This is a genomic window from Lentzea sp. NPDC102401, from assembly GCF_044765805.1.
Taxonomy (GTDB): Bacteria; Actinomycetota; Actinomycetes; order Mycobacteriales; family Pseudonocardiaceae; genus Lentzea; species Lentzea sokolovensis.
Genome location: NZ_JBIWKS010000010.1, coordinates 309,991 through 331,216 on the forward strand (window position 1 = coordinate 309,991; position 21,226 = coordinate 331,216).

The window sequence follows — 21,226 nt, forward strand, 5'->3', positions numbered from 1 at the left end:
GGCATTGCGAATCCGTGACACCGCGCGGTAGGCAGTACCTGTGAGACCACCACAGGATCCAGATCGCTGGTCACGGCTGACGGCCGTCGCCGGTGAGGCCCTGGCCGCGGCCAGGGCCGGGGAAGACGCTGTGGCGGTGGACCTCGTGACCGGGTACCTCAGCGGGTCGCCCGAAGGCAACGAGGAGATCCGTGAGCTCGTCCTTCTGTTGTTCGCCGAGTCCAGCAGCATGGTCAGCGCGCTCGGTTCCGGCGGCGCCACCCCGGTGAAGATGCAGGTCTTCGACGAGGAGGGCAACGAGGTCCAGATCGACGACGCGGACCCGCCCGTGCGCACCGCGATCCGCGCCCTGCTGGCGGAGGTGCACGGCGACCAGGACGCGGCCGCGGAGCAGATCGAGATCGCCCTGGCCAACGGTCAACCGCAGGAGCTCGCGACCGTGGTCCTACAAGCCCTGCGGTGGACCCTGAAGCTGGCGATCGAGTGCGAGACGCGCGAACTGCCCGTCGCGCCGTGGATCACCGCGTCACTGGACGACCAGCCTTGACGTGCAGCAGAGCGTCCACGCCGTCCATGAGGTGCTGGTCGAGCGGGAAGTAGCCCATCTCCCGCCTCGTGTCGGTGCGGGACGGGCCCTCCGGCTTGTCCTTCGTGATCCCCCAGGTCGTGAACCGGCCCTGCAACTGGCCTTCCAGGGTGGCTTTGTCCGGTTCGCCCAGTCCGAACGAGTCGTTGCGGCCGAGGGTGCCGCCGATGACCGTGTACTGGTCACCGAGAATCGGCGCCACGAGCGCGCCCGCGGAGAACCACTCGACGCGTTCGCCGGCCATCTCCATCGAGGAGTTGGTGCGCTGCAGGTGGGCGTTGTGCGCGAACACGAACGTCGGACCCCGGGAGGCCTCCGCGCGCCGGATCTCCAGCAGGTTCCGCGCCATCACGCCGTCGCGCATCTGGCACAGCCGGTTGAGGCGCACGCCCAACGGGTTCTGCTCCGCGCACTCCCGGTGGTACCGGAGCAGACTCAGCCCGGCCGTCAGGTAGGTCTCCGCGCGCGTCCAGGCCTCGTCGGTGGACCTGCGCTCGTGCAGCCGCATGAGCATCCCGGTGCCGATCTCGCGCAGCCTGATCGCTTCTTCGGACTGCCCTGGCGACCGGGTCAGGTCCAGGACGGCCTCGTCGCGGCTCCACTTCTCGTCGTCGATCGTGAGGTCGACGTCCTCGCCCAGGTAGTCGCGGGCGTGTTCGAGGTAGGGACGCGGGCTGGGCGCGCTGACCGTCTCGGTCTGGAAGTCGAAGCCGTGGAACGACAGCCGTTCCTCGGGCTCCTTGTCCGCGTTGTACTCGCGCATCCACTGCACGAGCTCGCGGTTGGCGGGCCAGTTCTCCCCGAACGTGTGGGAGAAGCCTTCCTTCATGATCGTGTCGAGGTCACCGGGCCCGCCGTGCACGTGGTCGTTGACGCTCAGGCCCCTGATCCGGCAGGTCTCCAGGGCGATCGAGCGGAAACCCAGGCCCGCGAGCTGCTCGAACAGCTCGTTGCGGATCCAGGTGTGGGCGTGTTCGAGGTGCGTCGGCTCGCCGAACCCCAGGAGCTCGGTGAAGGGGCTGATGAACTCGCGAATGTCCTGGCTCATGTGTCTCAACCGTAACATTAAAAGCTCCGTTGAGACTTTGACTCAAATCCTCTCGACTTTCGCCGCTAAAGTCTCAACCGTGCGCCCAGCCGACCTCGCCCGCGAACACGGTCTGTCGACCCAGGCGGTGCGCAACTACGAGGAGTCCGGTTTCCTCCCGCCCGCCGAGCGCACGCCGTCCGGCTACCGCGTCTACACCGAGGTCCACGCCGCCGCGCTACGTACGTTCATCGCCCTGATCCCGGCCTTCGGGCACGCTCGCGCAGGGCAGATCATGAACGCGCTTCACGCAGGCTCGCTGGACGACGTGCTCCTGTGGATCGACCGCGGCCACGAACAACTGCTGCGCGACCGCCAGACCCTCGACTCGGTCAGCAGGGCGGTGCAGGACCTCACCGACTTCGAACCGATCCTGGAACCCCGCACGATCGGCGAACTGGCCCGGCGCCTCGACGTGACCCCGGCGACGCTGCGCGCCTGGGAGGAGGCCGGAATCCTCGTCCCGTCACGTGAATCCACCGGCTATCGCGTGTTCCGGGCCGAGGACGTCCGCGACGCCGAACTGGCACACCTGCTGCGGCGCGGCGGCTATCCGTTGGCGCGCATCGCTTTGGTGGTCGACCAGATCCGCACGGCGGGCGGCACCGACACGCTGGGTGCCGCCCTGGCCGACTGGCGCCGCCGCCTCACCGCGCAGGGCCTGGCGATGCTCGCCGCCTCCGCGAAGCTCAACGAGTACCTGAACGCACGGGCACCAGTTCCGTGACGAGCGCGCCGACCTGCTCGGTCTCGATCAGGAACGCGTCGTGCCCGTACGGCGAGCTGATCACCCGCAGCCCGTCGGCTCCAGGAATGCCCGCCGCCAGTTCTCGCTGCTGCGCCAACGGATACAGCCTGTCCGAGTCCACCCCGGCGACGATCGTGCGCGCGCTGATCCTCGCCAGCGCGGCCCTGACCCCACCTCGCCCGCGCCCGACATCGTGCGAGTTCATCGCGTTCGTCAGGGTCACGTAGCTGGCCGGGTCGAACCTCCTGGTGAGCTTCGCCGCGTGGTGGTCCAGATAGGACTCGACCTCGAACCGCCCGTCCGCCTGCTGCTGCCGCCCGAACCGGGCCTGGAGCTCCTGCTCACTGCGATAGCTGATGTGCGCGATCCGCCGCGCGACCCCCAGTCCCTCCAGGGGATCGGCTTTGATCGCGTGCAGTTGAGCGGAGGCCAGTGCGATCTGCTCGGCTGAAGCCTGCGCCGTCGTGGCCAGCAACAGCAAGGACTTCACCCGTTCAGGGGCACTGACCGCCCACTCGACCGCCCGCATGCCACCCATCGACCCGCCGAGCACCGCGGCCCACTGCCCGATGCCGAGGTAGTCCGCGAGGTGCACCTCGGCCGCGACCTGGTCGCGAATGGTGATGCCGGGGAATCCGGGGTACTGCCAGGGCCCGGTACTGCCCTGGCAGCCTCCCAGCACGTTCGGCGCGACGACGAAGAACGCGTCGAGCGGCTTTCCCTTTCCCACCAGGGAGTCCCACCAGCCCGGCGTGGGGTGACCCGGCTCCACGCCCCCGGCGACATGACTGTCACCGGTGAGGGCGTGAAGCACGAGCACCGCGTTGGAGGCCTCGGCGTTCAAGGTCCCCCACGTCTCGTACGCGAGCTGGAAGCCCGGCAGTCCCGCGAACGGCTCGGTGTGGCTGAACCACTTCCGCCGGCCGTTCGGGTCACCGAAGCGCCAGCCGCTCACTACAACTCGGACTTCGCCGCGGTGAAGCCCGCCTCCAGGTCCGCCTTGAGGTCCTCCAGCCCCTCCAGCCCGACCGACAACCGCACCAGGCCGGGCGAGACACCCGTGACGAGTTGCTCCTCAGGCGTGAGCTGGCTGTGCGTGGTCGACGCCGGGTGCACGATCAACGACCGCACATCACCGATGTTCACCAGCTGGCTGAACAGGCTCGTCCCGTCGACGAACGCCCGCCCCGCCCGCACCCCGCCCCTCAGCTCGAAGCTCACGACCGCGCCCGCACCCTTCGGCAGGTACTTCTGCGCGGCGGCGTGGAACGGCGACGACGCAAGGCCCGCGTAGTGGACCTTCTCGACCTCGTCCCGCGCCTCCAGCCACTCGGCAAGCGCTTGCGCGTTCTGCACGTGCCGCTCGATGCGCAGCGACAACGTCTCGATCCCCTGAATCACCAGGAAGCTGGTCAACGGCGCGATGGCCGCTCCCGTGTCCCGCAGCCCCTGCACCCGCAGCTTGGCCGCGAACGCCCCGTGCCCGAGCACCGGCCAGTACCGCAGCCCGTTGTAGCTGGGGTCGGGCTCGTGGAAGTCGGGGAACTTCTCCGCGCCGTACTCGAACTTCCCGCCGTCCACGACCACCCCGGCGATGGCCGTGCCGTGACCACCGAGGTACTTCGTCGCGGAGTGGATCACGATGTCAGCGCCGTGATCCAACGGCTTGAGCAGGTACGGCGTGGGCACCGTGTTGTCGACGATCAGCGGAACCTGATTGGCGTGCGCCACGCCCGCGACACCCTCGATGTCGAGCACGTGACTGCGCGGGTTGGCCAGCGACTCGGCGAAGAACAGCTTGGTGTTCGGCCGCACCGCCGCCTGCCAGGCGTCAAGATCGTCCGGGTCGTCCACGAACGACACTTCGATGCCGAGCTTCGGCAACGTGTAGTGGAACAGGTTGTACGTGCCGCCGTACAAGGACGCACTGGAGACCAGATGGTCCCCGGCCCTCGCGAGGTTCAGGATCGCGGCCGTCTCCGCGGCCGACCCGGACGCGAAGGCGACAGCGGCCACGCCCCCTTCGAGAGCGGCGACCCGCTGCTCCAGCACGTCCTGAGTGGGGTTGTTGATGCGCGTGTAGATGTGTCCGGGCTCAGCGAGCGCGAAGAGGTCCGCACCGTGCTGCGTGTCCCTGAACACGTAAGAGGTGGTCTGGTAGATCGGCGTGGCACGAGCGCCAGTGGCCGGATCGGGCGCGGCGCCCGCGTGGATCTGCGTCGTCTCAAAGGACCAGGACATGGCTGTGCTCCAGAACGTTCGTTGAAGAGTGGGCTCAGATCAACGGGAGCTGCGACAGGCCATGCTGGTGACGCGCACGTAGTCAACGTGGCGTCGGCTCACGAGCAGCACGGTCATGGTGACCGAAGGTAGGGGTCCGTCCAGGCTCGCGACACCCCGTCCATCTGCTGGGAACGCTTAGGCTGATCGTCATGCGCACAGCTCTGGTCGGCTACGGACTAGGTGGGGCGGCCTTCCACGCCCCGTTCATCGAGGCAACGGAAGGCCTGGAACTCTCCGCCGTCGTCACCGCCAACCCGAAGCGCCAAGCAGAGGTAGCGGCCCGCTACCCGTCGGCCCGCCTGCTGTCCACTCTGGACGAAGTCTGGTCGAGCGACTTCGACCTCGTGGTCATCACCACCCCGAACCGCTTCCACGCGACCCACGCCCGCCAGGTCCTGGAACACGGCCTCAACGTGGTGGTCGACAAGCCCTTCGCAGGCTCCGCGGCGGAGGCAAGAGCACTGGCCTCGATCGCCTACTCCAAGGGCCTGATGCTCTCCCCGTTCCACAACCGCCGCTGGGACGGCGACTTCCTGACGGTCCAGAAACTCCTCTCGGAGAACGCCCTGGGCGCAGTCCACAAGTTCGAGTCCCGCTTCGAGCGCTACCGCCCGGAGATCAAGTCCTCCTGGAAGGAATCGGGCGACCCGGCGGACCTCGGCAGCATCCTCTTCGACCTGGGTACCCACCTGGTGGACCAGTCGGTGGCCCTCTTCGGCCGCCCGACGACGGTCTACGCGGAAATCAAAACGGTCCGCCCAGGCGCCAAGGCCGACGATGACGTCTTCCTCTCTTTGGTGCATGAGGGCGGTGTCCGCTCCCACCTCTGGATGAGCGCCCTGGCCGCCGACCTCGGCCCACGCTTCCGCGTGCTGGGCCACGACGCCGCCTACGTGAAGTACGGCATGGACCCCCAGGAGGACCGCCTGAAGGCAGGCGACACCCCCGCAGGCCCAGGTTGGGGCGAAGAACCAGAAGAAGCCTGGGGCAAGCTAGGCGGCGAGCCCTACCGCACAGAGCCAGGCGCCTACCAGAACTTCTACGCTTCAGTAGCCGCAGGCAAAGCGCCAGTCTCACCACAGGACGCCGTAACGGGCCTAGAGGTAATCGAGGCCGCAAAGCACTCCACCACCACGGGGGACGCAGTCCGCCTCTAACCCGCCGTCCTCCTGGCGTGTGCAAGTACCGCCAACTCAAGATCCTCAAGCGTCTTTCTGGGTCTTCTGCTGCCAGCAGCCTCGCTGGCCCGCCACGCACCCGGACACGGACCTGGCCAGTCGGGTGTAGTTGGCGGCGATTCGATCAAGAGATGGCGGTACTTGCAGACGCCCATGGCCACAAGCGACGGCTGCGACGAACCAGGGGGACGACCTACGCAACCGGCGCCCGCACCAACGGCGGGTACAACACCTCAGCCGGCCCACGCCGAAACAGAGCAGCCGGCCGCCCCCCGTCCCGGCTGGTGCTCTCCCCCGTAGGCGTCAGCAACCCGTCCACCCCGGTCACCTTCCGATGAAAGTTCCGAGGATCCAACGAGACCCCCCAGACGATCTCGTAGACCCGGCGCAACTCGGCCACCGTGAACTCCGCGCCACAAAACGCTGTCCCCAGCGCGGTGTACTCCAACTTGGCCCGCGCTCTCTCCACCCCGTCCCCCAAGATCCGGTCGTGGTCGAAGGCCAGCGAAGAAGCCTCCCCCACCGGAACCCAGGACGCGGCAGCGGCATCAGTCCCGGCAACAGGCACCGGCAGGTCAGGCGCCAACGCCAGATAAGCCACGGACACAACCCGCATCCGTGGATCCCGCCGAGGCTCCCCATAGGTCCCCAACTGCTCAAGATGCAGCCCGGACACCCCCGTCTCCTCCAAGAGCTCCCGCACGGCGGCCGCATCCACCGACTCGGTCGGCTGAACGAACCCCCCGGGCAACGCCCACCGCCCGCGATACGACGCTTCCCCGCGCCGAACCAGCAGGGCGCACAACGCATCCCCCCGCACGGTCAACACCACCAGATCGACCGTGACAGCAAAGGGAGGGAAATCACTTGGCGTGTACACACCCCGAAGTATAGACTTATCGTCATAACGACGACAAGCACCGGCGAGGAGCCCCCAGATGGCTGACATCAGCAGGTACCCCGGCCTCCGCCACCTCAGGGGCGCCCCCACCGTCCACATCCGACACGTGAGCAAGGGCGAGGTCGTCCACGAGGGCACCGGCCTGAGCTTCTGGTTCCGCCCCAGAACCGCCGTCCTCAGCGAGGTCCCGGTGGACGACCGAGAACTCCCGATGCTCTTCCACGCCAGAACGAACGACTACCAGGACGTGACAGTCCAACTGACCGTCACCTACCGCTGCACCAGCCCGGAAACAGCCACCACCAGGATCGACTTCTCGATCGACCCGGACACGGGCGTCTGGCGCCAGGACCCGTTGAGCCAGATCGCGAACACCCTCACCGAGAGCACCCAGCAGCACGCTCTGAAGATCCTGGGCACCCTGACCCTGGACACCGCCATCAGAACCGGCGTGGCACGCGTCAAGCAGGAGATCAGCGAGAACCTGACGGCGGACCACATCGGCCTGGAGATCATCGACGTCCGCGTGGTCGCGATCCGCCCGGACGCGGACATGGAGAAGGCCCTCCAGACCACCGTCCGGGAGAAGGTCCAGCAGGACGCCGACAAGGCCACCTACGAACGCCGAGCCATGGCAGTGGAACGCGAGCGCTCGATCAGCGAGAACGAACTCCAGAACCAGATCGAACTGGCCAAGCGAGAAGAACTCCTGGTGGTCCAGCGTGGCGCGAACGCCCTGAAGAAGGCAGAAGACCACGCCAGGGCAAGCCGAGTGGCCGACGACGCCAAGGCAGACGGCATCCGCAAACTGGCCGAAGCCGAAGCCGCGGGCGAGAAGGCCAGACTCGACGCCTACAAGGAGATCCCTCAAGAGACCCTCTACGCCTTGGCAGCGAAGGAACTGGCCGGCAACCTCCCGGAGATCGGCAGCATCACCCTCACCCCGGACATGCTCCAGCCCATCCTGCAGAGACTGGCCCGATGAGCCTCGCCCCGCGAATTGTGCTGGTGCACAGGCGCACCGAGCTGACAGAGTTGCTGGCACGACACGGGACGAGAGGACAGGTCGAGTTCTTCCTCAAGTCCCGCAACAGAACCCTGGACGAGGTGGTGGATCGTGACCAGCAGGCCCGCAGGGCGTTGGGAGACGTCAGCGCCGCCATCCCGCTCGACTGGCGCCGCGGCGTCGTCGAGCGGGAAGACCTGTCGCGGTTCCTGTTCGCGCCCGAGGACGTAGTCGTCATCGTCGGCCAGGACGGACTGGTCGCGAACGTCGCCAAGTACCTCGACGGCCAGCCGGTGATCGGCATCAACCCGGAACGGGGTGTGCTCGCCCAGCACGCCCCGCACGAGGCCGCTGAACTACTGCACAACACCACCGACACCGAGGACCGCACGATGGTCGAGGCCAGGTCGGACGACGGCCAGACCCTCTACGCGCTCAACGAGATCTACGTCGGCCACCCGAGCCACCAGACCAGCCGCTACCGCATCCACACCGAACGCCAGGCCTCGTCCGGCATCCTGATCGGCAGCGGCACCGGAGCAACGGGCTGGTGCAGCTCAGCCCACCGCGAACGAAAGAGCCGACTCACCCTCCCCACCCCGACCGAGCGCAAGCTCGTCTGGTTCGTCAGGGAGGCCTGGCCCTCGCCCAGCACCGGCATCACCCACACCGAAGGCGAGATCACCGACGCGCCACTCGACATCGAGGTCGAGTCCGACGGCCTGGTGGCGTTCGGCGACGGCATCGAGAGCGACGCGCTACGACTGGGCTGGGGCCAGCGGCTGAGCATCGGACTCGCCGCCCGCCGGCTCCGCCTCGTGCGCTGACCCGATCACCAACAGACAAACCCCGGACAACACCGCACCGCAGATCAGGTACACGGCGATGGCCCAGGTTCCGGTGCGCAGCAACGACTGCGCCACCAACGGCGCCAGCCCGCCACCCAGCACGGCACCGAGCTGGAAGCTCAACGCCACCCCGCTGTACCGCACCCGAGTCCGGAACAGCTCGGCGAAGTAGGCGGCCGACGGCCCGAACAACGCAGCCGATCCGACGAACCCGAGCACCATCGCGAACGTGAACCAGCCCGAGTCCGTGAGCCAGAACAACGGAAACGCGAACGCGGCCTGGAAGATCGCCCCGCCGAACATCACCGGCAGCCGCCCGACGCGGTCGGACAACAGCGCGAACGCGGGCACAGCGACAACCTGCGCGACAGACCCCACCACGGTGGCGATCAGCAGATCGTCCGCGGAGATCTTCAACGCCGTCCGCCCGTACCCGATCATGAAGACGCTCAGCACGTAGATGAAGATCGTGAAGCCGAGGTTCACCCCGGCGCCCAGCAACACCACGCGCCACCGGTCGCGCAGCACCTCGGCGATCGGCAGCCGCGACTTCTCTACGCGCGCGAACTGCGGCGACTCCGACACGCGCAGCCGGATGTAGAGGCCGATCCCGACCAGCACGATCGAGAACAGGAACGGCAACCTCCAGCCCCAGCTCAGGAAGTCCGGCCCGGAAGCCTTCGAGGACAGGTACATCGCCAGGTTCGCCAGCACGAGCCCGACCGGCGACCCGATGAACACCCAGCTGCCGTACCAGCCCCACCGCCCCGGCGGCGCGTGCTCGACGGCCATCAACGACGCGCCACCCTGCTCGCCGCCCATGAAGAACCCCTGGACGAGCCTCAGCAGAACCAGCAGCAGTGGCGCGAAGATGCCGACCTGGGCGTAGGTCGGCAGCAGTCCGATCAACGCCGTCGACACACCGGTGACCGAAAGGGTGATCACGAGCATCGAGCGGCGGCCGATCCGGTCGCCGAGGTGCCCGATCACCGCGCCGCCGAGCGGCCGGGCGAAGAAGCCCGCGCCGAACGTTGCGAACGCGAGCAGCACACCGACGCGCGAGTCGAACTGAGGGAAGAAGATCTTGTCGAACACGAGCGCCGAGGCCGTGCCGTAGAGCAGGAAGTCGTACAGCTCGATCGTGTTACCGACCGCCGATGCCACAGCTACTTTGCGTACCCCCGTCATCGTTCCAGCCTGGTCGAGGGATTGACACTGCGCAATGGTCCGGTCACCCTTCGTCCTACGTTCCTACTCTTCAGTAACGAGGTAGCAATGACGCGCCGAGTGACTGTTGTCTCCCTGCTCACGGCCCTGATCGCGGCATTGCTGGCCCCGCACGCCAGCGCCGCCCCGAAGTACCGGAACTACGTCTCGCTCGGAGATTCGTTCGTCTCCGGACCGTTCATCCCCCTGCAGCGGCTCGACCCGCTGAGCTGCTTCAAGTCCACTCAGAACTACCCGTCCGTGCTCGCGAAGAAGCTCGGCGTCGCCAACTTCACCGACATCTCCTGCGGTGGCGCGCAGACCAAGGACATGGCGGGCGTCCAGAGCGGCATCCCCGGTCAGTCCGCGCCGCAGTTCTCCGCCCTCAAAGCCGATACGGACCTCGTCACGGTGTCCATCGGCGGCAACGACATCGGCTTCTCCGACATCATCCTGACCTGCGCAGGCAAGAGCCTGGCCGACCCGCACGGCGCTCCCTGCAAGGCGACCTACGGCGACTCGCTCGGTCAGCGCGTCGACGCCACCTCCGCCAAGGTGGCCGCCGTGCTCGCGGGCATCAGGCAACGCAGCCCGAAGGCCAGGATCGTGGTCGTCGGCTACCTGCGGATCCTGCCGCCGTCGGGTGGCTGCTGGCCGATCGTGCCGATCTCCAGCGGCGACGTGCCGTACCTCGACAACGTCCAGCAGCAGCTCAACGGAATGCTGGGCGCACAGGCGAAAGCAGCCGGCGCCACTTTCGTGAACCCCTACGACATCAGCACCGGTCGCGATACGTGTGCGGCACCGTGGGACAAGTGGGTCGAGGGCATCATCCCGACGAGCCTCGCGTTCCCGGTTCACCCGAACGCCAAGGGCATGGCTGCGGTGGGTAGTCAGGTGGCGGCCGCTCTCGCCGGGACGGAACTGACCGGCGTCTAGTTGCACGTACTTTCGGCGGTTTACACGATCTGGTGTTACCGCTCGGTTGAATGGAATTCCGGGTCCTTGCCGCGCCAGAGTGGTGGCATGGCAAGGACCCGACTTCTGTTTGCCTGTCTCGCGCTCGCCGCACCGCTCGTCCCCGCGACGGCTCAGGCGGCACCCCTGACAGCGCCTCTCCTCCCCGCATCCGGCCTGGTGCTGTCGGTGCAACCGGAGATGGGCACACTCAGCACCACGCAGCTGAACTGCGAACCCGCAGGCGGACTGCACAAGAACGCCGAAACGGCGTGCGAAGAGCTCCTGCCCGTCGAAGGCGACTTCCGCAGAATGGACGCGGCCGACGCGCTCTGCACGATGGAGCTGAACCCGGTGAAGGCGACGTTGCGCGGCAAGTGGCGCACCAAGAGGGTCGACTTCCAGCAGGTGTTCTCGAACCCGTGCGTGATGCGCGCGTACACCGGCAAGGTCTTCGACTTCTAAAGAACCGCGTTCGCCGGTGCTCCAGCGCACCGCCGTCGTGCTGGAACACCGGCGACGCACTAACCAGGAAGCCCCCACGACGGAACCGGTGATCCGCCCACCGGTCCTACCCTCAAATCGGGCTTGTCTCCGTTGCGGTGGATGACAGCCTCCTCACCGCGCCGCAGGTCGATGCGCAGATCTCCGTTGGCCAGCACCGAGAACCGCTTCGGCCGACCACGCGAATCACGCACGACCGGATCCTTGATGTCCGTGCGCACAACGCAAGGCGCGCCGGCCTCGCTGCGCAGCCTGATCCACCGCGTGACGCCGTTCTGCCGTGACGCGGAGAGCAGGAACGCACCCTGCGTCCGGAAGTCGTCGAGCGAGATGTCCGGCCACGGCACCGCGGGGAAGACCCGGATCACGCCACCCCAGCTCTGACAGAGCATGTCGTACATCGACTGCACCGCGCTCAACGGCGTTTCGATGACCGGACCGGACTCCTGGTACATCGTGTTCGGCTTGATGTACCGGCGCATCAGCTCACCGAGGTAGAAGTCGGCCTTGTCGCCGCGCAACATCTGCGCGCTGATCGACGCCGCTCCCGTGAACGTGTAGCCCTGCAACGCTCCTTCGAAGCTGATCCAGTGGTTCAGCGAAGTCTCGATGAGCTGACGACTGGCGGTGTCCTCCCAAGTCACCTCGTACAGCGGATAGATCTGCAGCAGGTGCGAGTAGTGCCGGTGCGACTTCGCGAACGGCACCCCAGCGCCGATCATGTATCCGTTGGCGTCCACCGGGTACGGCGTGAGGTTGGCGAGCGTGTCCTGCCACCTCGGGACCAACGGATCGTCGACGCGCAAGGACTTCGCGGACTCCAGCAACGTCCGGCAGCCCCACCGGATCAGCGCCAGGTCGTAGGTGCAGTCCGGCGCGTTCACGCCGTACTCGGGCGAGAACGTGATCGGCAGGTGCCACTTCCCGTCCGAGCCCTTCGTCAGGAAGTGGAAGTAGTAGTTGATCGCCCTGCGCAGCAACGGGAACAGCACGCCCCGCAGCACGCGGTCGTCCATCGTGTGCCGGTAGGTGAGCCAGACGTTGTGCAGCGTCCAGGTCAGGTTGCCGACCTCGGGCGTCGGCACGTCCTTGCCGGGAACGCCCACGCCGTAACCGGAGTTGCCGATGCCCGCGCCGTTGTTCAGCACGGTGTCGGTGGTGCGCGGGATGCCGGCGGAGTCGTGCCGGTACTCGGCCGGCACCTGCTCCACCAGCGCGTCGCGATACCTGTCGACGGAGTAGGTGACGGCGTCGAACTCGACGTGGTTGGAGCCGTGGATCAGCCAGTACTCCAGCTGCACGTTCAGGTTCCACCACGTGTTGGGCCACGGCGTGTTCTCGAGCCACGGCCCGCAGGTCGCGATCGCGGGCGCCTCCTTCCGCGCCGCCGAAGCGAACTTGTAGAGCTGGATCCAGTAGAACGCCTGCAACCGCTTGTCCGGAATGGACAGAAAGCTCCTGCGGTAGAAGTCGTGCCACCACAAACGATGTTCGACGGCGAGCCCGTCGATCGAGCCGCACTGGACGTTCGCGATCGCCTTGCGCACCGCCGTTTTCGCCGGATGTGACCACGCGACGCTGGTGAAGAGCGTCCGCCGGGTGCCACGGGTGACCTCGTGCCACGCCGTCACGTGCTCGCCGCCCGCGTTCAACGGCTGCACGGCCAGCTGCACGTCACCGGCGCTGGTCAGCTGCACGGGTGGGTTGTCGGTGAATCCGGCGGGTGGCTGGCGGCCCCACTTCGGGTCGGTGCGCGGGCTGATCGCCTTGAGCGGGTGGAAGACCCACCTGAACGCGCGTTCGCCCTCGCTGGCCTGGACGTCGATCGCGTAGAGGTCGCGCCGGGTGTGGATGAGGGCGCGCACCCGAAGACTTCCGGCGGCCGTGGTGATCGTGCCGGTCAGTTCGGCGTTCCAGAGGTCCAGCCGCAGGTCGACGCCGGTGATCGCGCCGACGGGTTCCAGCGTGAAGTAGCCGATGGGCAGCCGGGCGAGGCCGAACAGCGCCCCGAACTCCGGCCGGTGGTCCTGCACCTGGGAGTGCTGGACGTTGAACCTGACGGCGTTGGCACCTGGTTCGGCGTAGATGCCGGAGCCGAGGTAGCCGTTGCCGAGGAACGGGCCCTCGAACCAGGTCGTGGGCATCTTCTTCCAGATGAGATCGGATGACCCGATGAAGTCCTTCCAGCTAAACGCATCACCCGCGAACGCACTCCCAGAGAGCAGCGCACTACCCGCCACCCCTGCTAGAGCGCCTCCGATCACTGTGCGCCGGTTGAGTTCGACCACTGCCGAGCACCTCACTTCGCTGTGCGGTCAGGTCAACGCTGGCGGCGATTCATCGGATCTTTCGTGACGCCCACGGTCTCAGTCAAGAGGCCCTAGGCTTCGATCATGGGGGACTTCCTCGTCTACACGATCGGCTTCCCGATCACGTTCCTGCTGCTGGTCATGGGCATGGCCCTGGCCGCGCGGCGCATCCTCGGCCTGCGCATCGGCCTGATCCGCACGGCGCTGGCGTGCCTGATGGCGATCTCGATCGCGTCGAGCGCCTTCGGAGAGACCACCGCGGAGCCCTCTGCCGGGCTGGTGACGCTCCAACTGGGGCTGTCGCTCCTCGCGGTGATCGGCCTGCTGGCGTTCGCGGAGATCATCGTGCCGACCGGCTCGATCCCGCCGCCCACCGAGTGGTGGGGCATGGCGCGGCGCCGGATCGCACGAACCCGGCGGTACTCGCGGATCACCGCCATCGCGTTCCGGCACGGCCTGGGGCCCTACCTGCGCGGCCGCGAACGCACCTCCACGGGGCTCGCGCGGTCGCTGCGACTCGCGTTGCAGGACGCCGGCGTGACGTTCGTGAAGCTCGGGCAGGTGCTGTCGACGCGCGCCGACCTGTTGCCGCAGGACTTCGTCGACGAACTGAGCCTGCTGCAGGACAAGGTGCCGGCGGCGAAGTGGGAGCAGGTCAGGGCGGTGCTCGACGCCGAGGTCGGGCTCGACGCGTTCCTGGAGGTCGATCCCGAACCGCTGGCCGCGGCCTCGATCGCGCAGGTGCACCGGGCCGTGCTGAAGTCCGGCGCCGAGGTGGTCGTGAAGGTGCAACGCCCGGACGTCCGGGCGACGGCCGAGGGCGACCTGGACATCGTCGCCCGCCTCGCCGAGACGCTGCAACGCACGCGGTGGGGTGCCGCGCTGGGCGTCCGCGACCTGGCGGCGGGCTTCGCGGCGGCGTTGCGCGAGGAGCTCGACTTCAAGATCGAGGCACGCAACATCACGGCCGTGGCGGCGGCGTCGGACTCGTCGGTAGGACTGCCTCACGTCCACCTGTCGACGTCCAGGGTGCTCGTCATGGACCGGCTCGACGGCGTGCCGTTGCGCGGCGCCTCGGAGGACGTGGGGCTCGCACGGACGCTGCTGCGGTTCGTGCTGCGCCAGGTGATGCTGGACGGCGTCTTCCACGCCGACCCGCACCCCGGCAACGTGCTGCTGCTCGCCGACGGACGCCTCGGCCTGCTCGACTTCGGCTCGGTCGGGCGGATCGACTCGGCGCTGCGCTCGGCGTTGCAACGGCTGCTGCTCGCCATCGACCGCAGCGACCCGGCAAGCCTCACCGACGCGTTGCTGGAGCTGACCTCACGGCCGGAGGACATCGACGAGCAACGACTGGAACGCGCGCTCGGCCAGTTCATGGCCCGGCACCTCGGCGCGGGCATGCGGCCGGACGTGGAGATGTTCGGCGACCTGTTCCTGATCGTGTCGCGGTTCGGGCTTGCCGTCCCGCCGGAGATCGCGGCGGTGTTCCGGGCCCTGGCGACGCTGGAGGGCACGCTGGCGGTGCTCGCGCCGGACTTCAACATCGTGGTGGAGTCGCGGTCGTTCGCCGCCGAGCAGATCTCCGAACGGCTCACGCCGGAGTCGGTGAAGCGGACCATGACCGAGGAACTGCAGGCCGTGCTGCCGATGCTGCGCCGGTTGCCGCGGCGGATCGACCGGATCACCGGGGCGATGGAGCAGGGCCGGCTGAGCATGTCGATGAGGCTGTTCGCGGACGAACGCGACCGGTCGTTCGTCACCGGCCTGCTGCACCAGGTCATGCTGACCGTGCTGGGTGCGACCGCGGGTGTGATGGCGGTGCTGCTGCTCGGGGCGTCCGGCGGACCCGAGGTCGCGGCGGACATCGGGCTGTACCAGGTGTTCGGCTACAACCTGCTGATCATCAGCGTGCTGCTGGGTCTGCGCGTCGTCGTCACGGTGTTCCGACCACGACCTTAGAACTGCCTGCGATACACCGAGACGTCGTCACGCCACACGCCGAACTGGTCGGGAGCGGACTGGACGATCGTCATCTCGTTGAGGTGCCCGAGGATCCGCCACGAGCGCGCAACCGCTTGCGCACCCGCATAGGCGATCGTGCAGAACCGTCTGGGTTCCACGACCGTGCGCACGCGGTCGACCTTGCCGACACTCATCGGCGTGTCGTGCCACAGGTCCAATGTGTACCCGGTGCGGATGGGATCACCGGACCCCAGCACGCCCTCGATGCTCACGATCAGCCGCTCGCCCTCCAGCCGCAGGTCGTGGTGACCGCTGCGGGGAGGATTGCCGCCCGTGTACGCGGAGCGTGCCGGGTCGAGCACCCAGTGCCCCAGAAAAGGCACGAGATCGTCACTCATGTGTGTCCCTTCGCGGAACCTGCGCCACTGGCGGATTGTCCGGCGGATCGACGTGGGCGACCATCACCCGATGAGTTATGAGACGGGCGTTCGGTGGAAGTGGATACCGGCCGTCGTGCTCGGCTTCGTCCTGCTGAGCTGGATCGTGTTCGAGGCACTGGACCTCATCGACTTCGAAGGGGTCGTGTCGTGGGTGCGCGGCATCGACCCGCTGTGGGCGGCGGCGGCGATCTTCGCCCTGCTCGTCGTGGACGTGCTGCTGCCGGTGCCGTCCACTCCGCTCATCGTGCTGGCGGGAACGGCACTCGGCCTGCCCGTCGGGCTGGCACTCGCGGTCGTCGGATCCCTGGGTTCCTCTGCCGCAGGGTACGCCCTGGGCCGGTTCGCGGGCCCGTGGCTGGTGCGCCGGGTGGTGACCATCGAGGAGCTGACCGAAATGCGGCGATGGGGCCGTCAGTTCGGTCCCTGGTTCTTCGGAGTGGCGCGCGGTATTCCGATGATGGCGGAGACGGTGTCGGTCTCGGCGGGGGTGTCCAGGGTGTCGTTCCGCCAGTTCATGTCGTTCACCCTCATCGGCACCATCCCCATTTGCGCCGCCTACGTGTTCGCGGGATCGAAGGCCGACACGGTCGAGCAGATCGTGATGATCAGCGCCGTCGGATTCCTGCTGACGGTCGGCCTCTTCTACCTGCTGCGCCGGCTCGTGAAGGCGGCGCCTTAGGAAAACCCTTTGCGCGGCGTGGTTGTATGAGTGTGCGCCCGGTGCGCAGCGGAGGGTTACTTCCGGTGATTACTCAGGTTCGACTCCTGAGGCCGGTTTCGGCCGGTCTCGCTCACCTCGGTGGGCACGTCACCCTCCGCGATTTGATCTCGGGCGTCCAACAACTCCACATCTGCCGGAATTAAATCGCTGGCGCGATGTGGTTGCATATAAATCGCACCCGGTGCGAAGTCCACGGTTACTTCACTCGACATGAAACCCGACCGTGGGCGCGTTTGATCTCGGGAGCACACAACTTCACACGTGTCCGGTGCGAAGCAGAGGGTTACTTCCACTGTTAATGGGCGGGTTGCGGGTTCGAGTCCCGCCAGACGGGAAACCGGCTGTAGCTCAACTGGCAGAGCAGCTACGTACCTTCCGCGACTTTGATCTCGGACACGTGTTGGGTTTGTGGGCTCCCTTTGTTTTTCCGAGGGGGAAAGAGCCGATGGCGAAGTTCAACATCTTCCGCGCACGTCCGGCGGGCACCAGCCCGGTCGCCACGGCGCCGGAACCGACCCGCCGCACCTACGAGGGTGGCGACGGCTACGCCCGTGACGCGAAGTCCGAGCTGTTCCTGCTCGCCGTGTCGAACATGGGCGGCGGCGAGGACACCTTCTACGAGTCCGGCGGTCAGCGCGACAACCGCTTCGCCCAGCTCGTCCACGAGACCGCTCTGGCGGATCCCGAGTGGACCGCGCGCCTGCTCGCGTGGCTGCGCGGCGAGGCGAACATGCGCACGGCGTCGCTCGTCGGCGCGGCCGAGTTCGTGCTCGCACGGCTCGTGGCCGAGTCCGACGTCGGCGTGACCAACCGCGCCGTCGTGGACTCCGTGCTGCAGCGCGCCGACGAGCCGGGCGAACTCCTGGCCTACTGGACCGGCACGAACGGCCGGCGCGTGCCGAAGCCGATCAAGCGCGGCATCGCCGACGCCGTCGGGCGCCTGTACAACGAGCGCGCGGTCCTCAAGTGGGACAGCGACGCCCGTGGCTTCCGGATGGCCGACGTGCTGAACCTCGCCCACCCCTCGCCCGCCGCTCCGTGGCAGGGCGCGCTCTTCCAGTACGTGCTGGACCGCCGCCGTTCCGCGGAGGCGGACGTTCCCGCCGAGCTGCGCGTGATCGCGGCACGGCGTGAGCTGATGGCGTGGCCGGTCGAGCAGCGCCGTTCGCTGTTCTCCCGTCCCGACGCGGTCGACGTGCTGCGTCAGGCGGGGATGACGTGGGAGTCCGTGGCCGGATGGCTGCAGGGACCGCTGACCCGTGAGGTGTGGGAGGCACTGGCGCCGTCGATGGGTTACATGGCTCTTTTGCGCAACCTCAGGAACTTCGACGAGGCCGGCATGTCCGACGAGGCAGCGGCGGCTGTCGCGGCACGTCTGGCCGACCCGGGCCAGGTCGCGCGTTCACGGCAGTTCCCGTTCCGCTTCCTGTCCGCGTACGAGGCGGCTCCGAGCCTGCGCTGGGGCCACGCCCTGGACCGGGCGCTGCAGGCGTCGCTGGAGAACCTGCCTGCCCTGCCGGGCCGGTCGCTGATCCTCGTCGACACCTCGGCGTCGATGACCGGCGGCACGATTTCGGCTCGTTCGAAGGTCACCCCGGCCAAGGCCGCGGCGGTGTTCGGCGTCGCACTGGGCGCGAAGGGCGAGCAGGTCGACGTCGTCGGGTTCGCCGACGGCACGTTCCGGCACGACATCGCGCGGGGCGCTTCGGTGATCCGCGAGGTCGACCGGTTCCTCAAGCGGATCGGCGAGGTCGGGCACGGCACGGACATCGTCGGGTCGTTGAAGCGCACCTACAAGGGGCACGACCGCGTGTTCATCATCTCGGACATGCAGACGATGTCCGGGTACTACGGGCAGGGCGTCTCGGACGTCGTGCCGCGGCACGTGCCGATCTACGGCTTCAACCTCGGTGGCTACCGGAACGCCGCGTACGCCACCGGCACGGCTCATCGCCACGAGTTCGGCGGCCTGACGGACGCGACTTTCCGCATGGTCCCCTTGTTCGAAGCAGGTCAGAACGCCACCTGGCCGTTCTGAGGCGTGAGAGCTCTCCTGACGCGGAGAGTTCTCACACTTACTTTCAGTTAGCGTTTTGACCAGGTATGATGCCGCTATGGACTACAACGTGTTCGCGAAAGCGTGCCCGTCGCGTCCCACGCTGGAGCACATCACCGGCAGGTGGGGCAGCCTGACGCTGACCGCGCTCGCCGACGGGCAACTGCGCTTCAACGAGCTGCGCCGCCGCGTCGACGGGGTCAGCGAGAAGATGCTGTCCCAGACGTTGCAGGCGCTGGAGCGCGACGGTCTCGTGCACCGGGAAGCCCAGAACACGAACCCGCCGCGCGTCGACTACAGCCTCACGCCGCTGGGCCGCGACACGGCCGAGCGGTTGCTGTCGTTGATCCAGTTGCTGGAGGGCCGCATGCCAGAGGTGCTCGAGGCGCAGAAGGCGTACGACGCCAGGTAATCCGCTTGTCCCGGCTGCTTAATCTGACTGCATGAACGGCTGTTGCGCTGCTGGAACCAAGCCGAGCTGGATCAGCTCGACGGGGATCCGGCGCTGGTTCCTGACGACCTCCTGCGGAAGTTCGCGAGGGAGGTCTTCGACCACTTCGACGAGGACGAGTACGAACTCGCCTGGCGCCGGTTCGCGCCCAGGATCGTCGGCATGCTGGACCACACCCCCGAGAGCTGGCTCACCCAAGGCCTGACGTGGGCAGGGCTGTCCCGCTGGCCGGAGAACGAGCAGATCGCGCTGCGATCGCTGCTCACCGAGACCGTCGTCCGCGCCGCCGGCGACGAGGAGCGCTGGCCGGAGGTCGCCGAGCTGATCTGGGCCGCGGCCCAGATGGATCAGGACGTGACCCCGTGGCTGCGCGTCATCGACGACCTTCCCCCGGTGGTCGTCGCGGAGCTCGCCCGGGAGTGGTCCTACGACTTCCTGTCCGGCAGCGGGCGGTCCGCCTCCAGCTGGGATCTCTGGCCAGAGCCCGGCGGCCCGATCCGGGAGTGGCTGCTCACCGCCGCACTGCGCGCCCGTCTGTCCGAAATGGACGGCGAGAGCGCGCAGTGGGCGGTGTACCAGATCGACATGCTGGCGGAGGTCAGCACTCGATGACGTTCACGGCGAGTCCGCCGCGAGCTGTCTCCTTGTACTTCACCGACATGTCCTTGCCCGTGTCCCGCATGGTCTTGATGACCTTGTCGAGCGACACGAAGTGCGAGCCGTCGCCGCGCAAAGCCATGCGCACGGCCGTGATGGCCTTGATGGACGCGACGGCGTTGCGTTCGATGCACGGGATCTGCACCAGGCCGCCGATCGGGTCGCACGTCAGGCCGAGGTTGTGCTCCATGGCGATCTCGGCGGCGTTCTCGACCTGTTCGGGGGTGCCGCCGAGCACCTCGGCGAGACCGCCCGCGGCCATCGAGCAGGCCGAGCCGACCTCGCCCTGGCAGCCGACCTCGGCGCCGGAGATGGACGCGTTCTCCTTGAACAGCACGCCGATCGCGCCTGCCGTCAGCAGGAAGCGGACCACGCCGTCGTCGGAGGCTCCCGGCACGAACTTCGTGTAGTAGTGCAGGACCGCCGGGACGATGCCGGCCGCGCCGTTGGTCGGTGCGGTGACGACACGGCCGCCCGCCGCGTTCTCCTCGTTGACCGCCAGCGCGAAGAGCGTCACCCAGTCCATGACCCGCAACGGGTCGGTGACGAAGTGCTCCTTCTCCAGCGTCCTGCGCATCTCGGCGGCGCGGCGGCGGACCTTCAAACCGCCGGGCAGGACGCCGTGCTCGTTGCAGCCGCGTTCGACGCACTCCTGCATCACGTGCCAGATGCGCAGAAGTCCTTGGCGCACCTCGGCTTCGGTGCGCCACGACAGCTCGTTGGCCATCATGATCTCGCTGATCGACAGGCCGGTCTCGCGGCAGCGCGCGAGCAGTTGGTCGCCGGTCAGGAACGGGTGAGCCAACGGCGTCGAGTCGAGCTTGATCCGGTCGGTGCCCGACGCGTTCTCGTCGACGACGAAACCGCCGCCGATCGAGTAGTAGACGGCGTGCTCGACCGACTTGCCGCCCGCGAACGCCTCGAAGCTCATCCCGTTGGGGTGCAACGGGAGTGACTTGCGGCGGTGCATGACGAGGTCGCGGTCGTGCACGAAGTCGATCTCGTGCGCGCCGCCGAGCCTGAGCCGTTTGGCGGAGACGATCTCCTCGACGCGGGCGGCCGCGACGGTGGGATCGACTTCTTCGGGATGGTTGCCTTCGAGGCCCAGGAACACGGCCTTGGGGCTGCCGTGGCCGTGGCCGGTCGCACCGAGCGAGCCGAACAGCTCGACGTGCACGCGGTCCACTTCGGACACACGTGCGCCGAGCTTCTCGACGAACATCGCGGCCGCGCGCATCGGACCGACCGTGTGTGAACTGGACGGTCCGATGCCGACGGAGAACAGGTCGAAAACGCTGATCGCCACTGATCAGTCCCTCGTGG

General features: G+C 67.7%; 20 protein-coding genes. 12 read left to right on the forward strand and 8 right to left on the reverse strand.

Annotated features, from left to right (window positions below; genetic code table 11):
- The first annotated feature begins 40 nt into the window (after positions 1–40).
- Positions 41–547, forward strand: coding sequence for a hypothetical protein (locus ACIRG5_RS31895; RefSeq protein WP_319975297.1), 507 nt, complete (start codon positions 41–43; stop codon positions 545–547).
- Here ACIRG5_RS31895 and ACIRG5_RS31900 read toward each other — a convergent pair.
- Positions 519–1,634 (reverse strand): erythromycin esterase family protein, encoded by a 1,116-nt coding sequence (locus ACIRG5_RS31900; protein ID WP_402911537.1) that lies wholly within the window; start codon positions 1,632–1,634, stop codon positions 519–521. The two genes, ACIRG5_RS31895 and ACIRG5_RS31900, sit on opposite strands and share 29 nt — an antisense overlap.
- A 79-nt stretch (positions 1,635–1,713) precedes the next feature.
- Between ACIRG5_RS31900 and ACIRG5_RS31905 the strand changes: the two genes are divergently transcribed.
- The gene (locus ACIRG5_RS31905) at positions 1,714–2,400 is read left to right on the forward strand and encodes a TioE family transcriptional regulator (RefSeq protein WP_402911540.1); all 687 of its coding nucleotides are present in this window, start codon (positions 1,714–1,716) and stop codon (positions 2,398–2,400) included.
- Here the strand turns inward: ACIRG5_RS31905 and ACIRG5_RS31910 are convergent.
- Complete coding sequence (locus ACIRG5_RS31910; protein ID WP_402911543.1) at positions 2,363–3,376, reverse strand: homoserine O-acetyltransferase; 1,014 nt, start codon at positions 3,374–3,376, stop codon at positions 2,363–2,365. The two genes, ACIRG5_RS31905 and ACIRG5_RS31910, sit on opposite strands and share 38 nt — an antisense overlap.
- Positions 3,376–4,662 (reverse strand): bifunctional o-acetylhomoserine/o-acetylserine sulfhydrylase, encoded by a 1,287-nt coding sequence (locus tag ACIRG5_RS31915; RefSeq protein ID WP_402911546.1) that lies wholly within the window; start codon positions 4,660–4,662, stop codon positions 3,376–3,378. Before ACIRG5_RS31915 ends, ACIRG5_RS31910 begins: the two co-directional genes overlap by 1 nt.
- 191 nt (positions 4,663–4,853) lie before the next feature.
- Here ACIRG5_RS31915 and ACIRG5_RS31920 point away from each other — a divergent pair, with 191 nt between their 5' ends.
- The gene (locus tag ACIRG5_RS31920) at positions 4,854–5,861 is read left to right on the forward strand and encodes a Gfo/Idh/MocA family oxidoreductase (protein ID WP_402911549.1); all 1,008 of its coding nucleotides are present in this window, start codon (positions 4,854–4,856) and stop codon (positions 5,859–5,861) included.
- A 214-nt stretch (positions 5,862–6,075) separates the two neighbouring features.
- Here the strand turns inward: ACIRG5_RS31920 and ACIRG5_RS31925 are convergent, their stop codons facing one another.
- On the reverse strand, positions 6,076–6,762 hold the full coding sequence (locus ACIRG5_RS31925) for an NUDIX domain-containing protein (RefSeq protein WP_402911551.1): 687 nt from the start codon (positions 6,760–6,762) through the stop codon (positions 6,076–6,078).
- 58 nt (positions 6,763–6,820) lie between these two features.
- Here ACIRG5_RS31925 and ACIRG5_RS31930 point away from each other — a divergent pair, with 58 nt between their 5' ends.
- The gene (locus ACIRG5_RS31930; protein WP_402911554.1) at positions 6,821–7,768 is read left to right on the forward strand and encodes an SPFH domain-containing protein; all 948 of its coding nucleotides are present in this window, start codon (positions 6,821–6,823) and stop codon (positions 7,766–7,768) included.
- Entirely contained in the window at positions 7,765–8,616 is an 852-nt protein-coding gene (locus ACIRG5_RS31935; protein ID WP_402911557.1) for a hypothetical protein, read from the forward strand. The genes ACIRG5_RS31930 and ACIRG5_RS31935 overlap by 4 nt, the downstream gene beginning before the upstream one ends.
- Here the strand turns inward: ACIRG5_RS31935 and ACIRG5_RS31940 are convergent.
- On the reverse strand, positions 8,548–9,825 hold the full coding sequence (locus ACIRG5_RS31940) for an MFS transporter (RefSeq protein ID WP_402911559.1): 1,278 nt from the start codon (positions 9,823–9,825) through the stop codon (positions 8,548–8,550). The two genes, ACIRG5_RS31935 and ACIRG5_RS31940, sit on opposite strands and share 69 nt — an antisense overlap.
- An 87-nt stretch (positions 9,826–9,912) precedes the next feature.
- Between ACIRG5_RS31940 and ACIRG5_RS31945 the strand changes: the two genes are divergently transcribed.
- Positions 9,913–10,782: an SGNH/GDSL hydrolase family protein gene (locus ACIRG5_RS31945; protein WP_402911562.1), complete on the forward strand. Its 870-nt coding sequence runs from the start codon at positions 9,913–9,915 to the stop codon at positions 10,780–10,782.
- A gap of 87 nt (positions 10,783–10,869) precedes the next feature.
- Positions 10,870–11,265 carry an SSI family serine proteinase inhibitor gene (locus ACIRG5_RS31950; protein ID WP_402911564.1) on the forward strand — a complete coding sequence of 132 codons (396 nt, stop codon included), beginning with the start codon at positions 10,870–10,872 and terminating at the stop codon, positions 11,263–11,265.
- Between the two features lie 59 nt (positions 11,266–11,324).
- Here the strand turns inward: ACIRG5_RS31950 and ACIRG5_RS31955 are convergent, their stop codons facing one another.
- Complete coding sequence (locus tag ACIRG5_RS31955; protein ID WP_402911567.1) at positions 11,325–13,448, reverse strand: glycosyl hydrolase family 95 catalytic domain-containing protein; 2,124 nt, start codon at positions 13,446–13,448, stop codon at positions 11,325–11,327.
- Between the two features lie 249 nt (positions 13,449–13,697).
- Here ACIRG5_RS31955 and ACIRG5_RS31960 point away from each other — a divergent pair, with 249 nt between their 5' ends.
- Positions 13,698–15,575 carry an ABC1 kinase family protein gene (locus ACIRG5_RS31960; protein ID WP_402911569.1) on the forward strand — a complete coding sequence of 626 codons (1,878 nt, stop codon included), beginning with the start codon at positions 13,698–13,700 and terminating at the stop codon, positions 15,573–15,575.
- Here ACIRG5_RS31960 and ACIRG5_RS31965 read toward each other — a convergent pair.
- Positions 15,572–15,976, reverse strand: a complete 405-nt coding sequence (locus tag ACIRG5_RS31965; RefSeq protein WP_319975283.1) for a hypothetical protein — start codon at positions 15,974–15,976, stop codon at positions 15,572–15,574. The two genes, ACIRG5_RS31960 and ACIRG5_RS31965, sit on opposite strands and share 4 nt — an antisense overlap.
- Positions 15,977–16,046: 70 nt before the next feature.
- Here ACIRG5_RS31965 and ACIRG5_RS31970 point away from each other — a divergent pair, with 70 nt between their 5' ends.
- The 4 genes from ACIRG5_RS31970 (at position 16,047) to ACIRG5_RS31985 (ending at position 19,858) form a co-directional block, all read left to right on the forward strand.
- Positions 16,047–16,697: a TVP38/TMEM64 family protein gene (locus ACIRG5_RS31970; protein WP_402911572.1), complete on the forward strand. Its 651-nt coding sequence runs from the start codon at positions 16,047–16,049 to the stop codon at positions 16,695–16,697.
- A 487-nt stretch (positions 16,698–17,184) separates the two neighbouring features.
- On the forward strand, positions 17,185–18,777 hold the full coding sequence (locus ACIRG5_RS31975) for a TROVE domain-containing protein (RefSeq protein ID WP_402911575.1): 1,593 nt from the start codon (positions 17,185–17,187) through the stop codon (positions 18,775–18,777).
- A gap of 76 nt (positions 18,778–18,853) precedes the next feature.
- Positions 18,854–19,207, forward strand: coding sequence for a winged helix-turn-helix transcriptional regulator (locus ACIRG5_RS31980; RefSeq protein ID WP_402911577.1), 354 nt, complete (start codon positions 18,854–18,856; stop codon positions 19,205–19,207).
- A gap of 42 nt (positions 19,208–19,249) precedes the next feature.
- Entirely contained in the window at positions 19,250–19,858 is a 609-nt protein-coding gene (locus tag ACIRG5_RS31985; RefSeq protein WP_402911579.1) for a hypothetical protein, read from the forward strand.
- On the opposite strand, the gene ACIRG5_RS31990 is transcribed toward ACIRG5_RS31985, so the two are convergent.
- Complete coding sequence (locus ACIRG5_RS31990) at positions 19,845–21,209, reverse strand: L-serine ammonia-lyase (RefSeq protein ID WP_402911582.1); 1,365 nt, start codon at positions 21,207–21,209, stop codon at positions 19,845–19,847. The two genes, ACIRG5_RS31985 and ACIRG5_RS31990, sit on opposite strands and share 14 nt — an antisense overlap.
- Between the last annotated feature and the right edge of the window lie 17 nt (positions 21,210–21,226).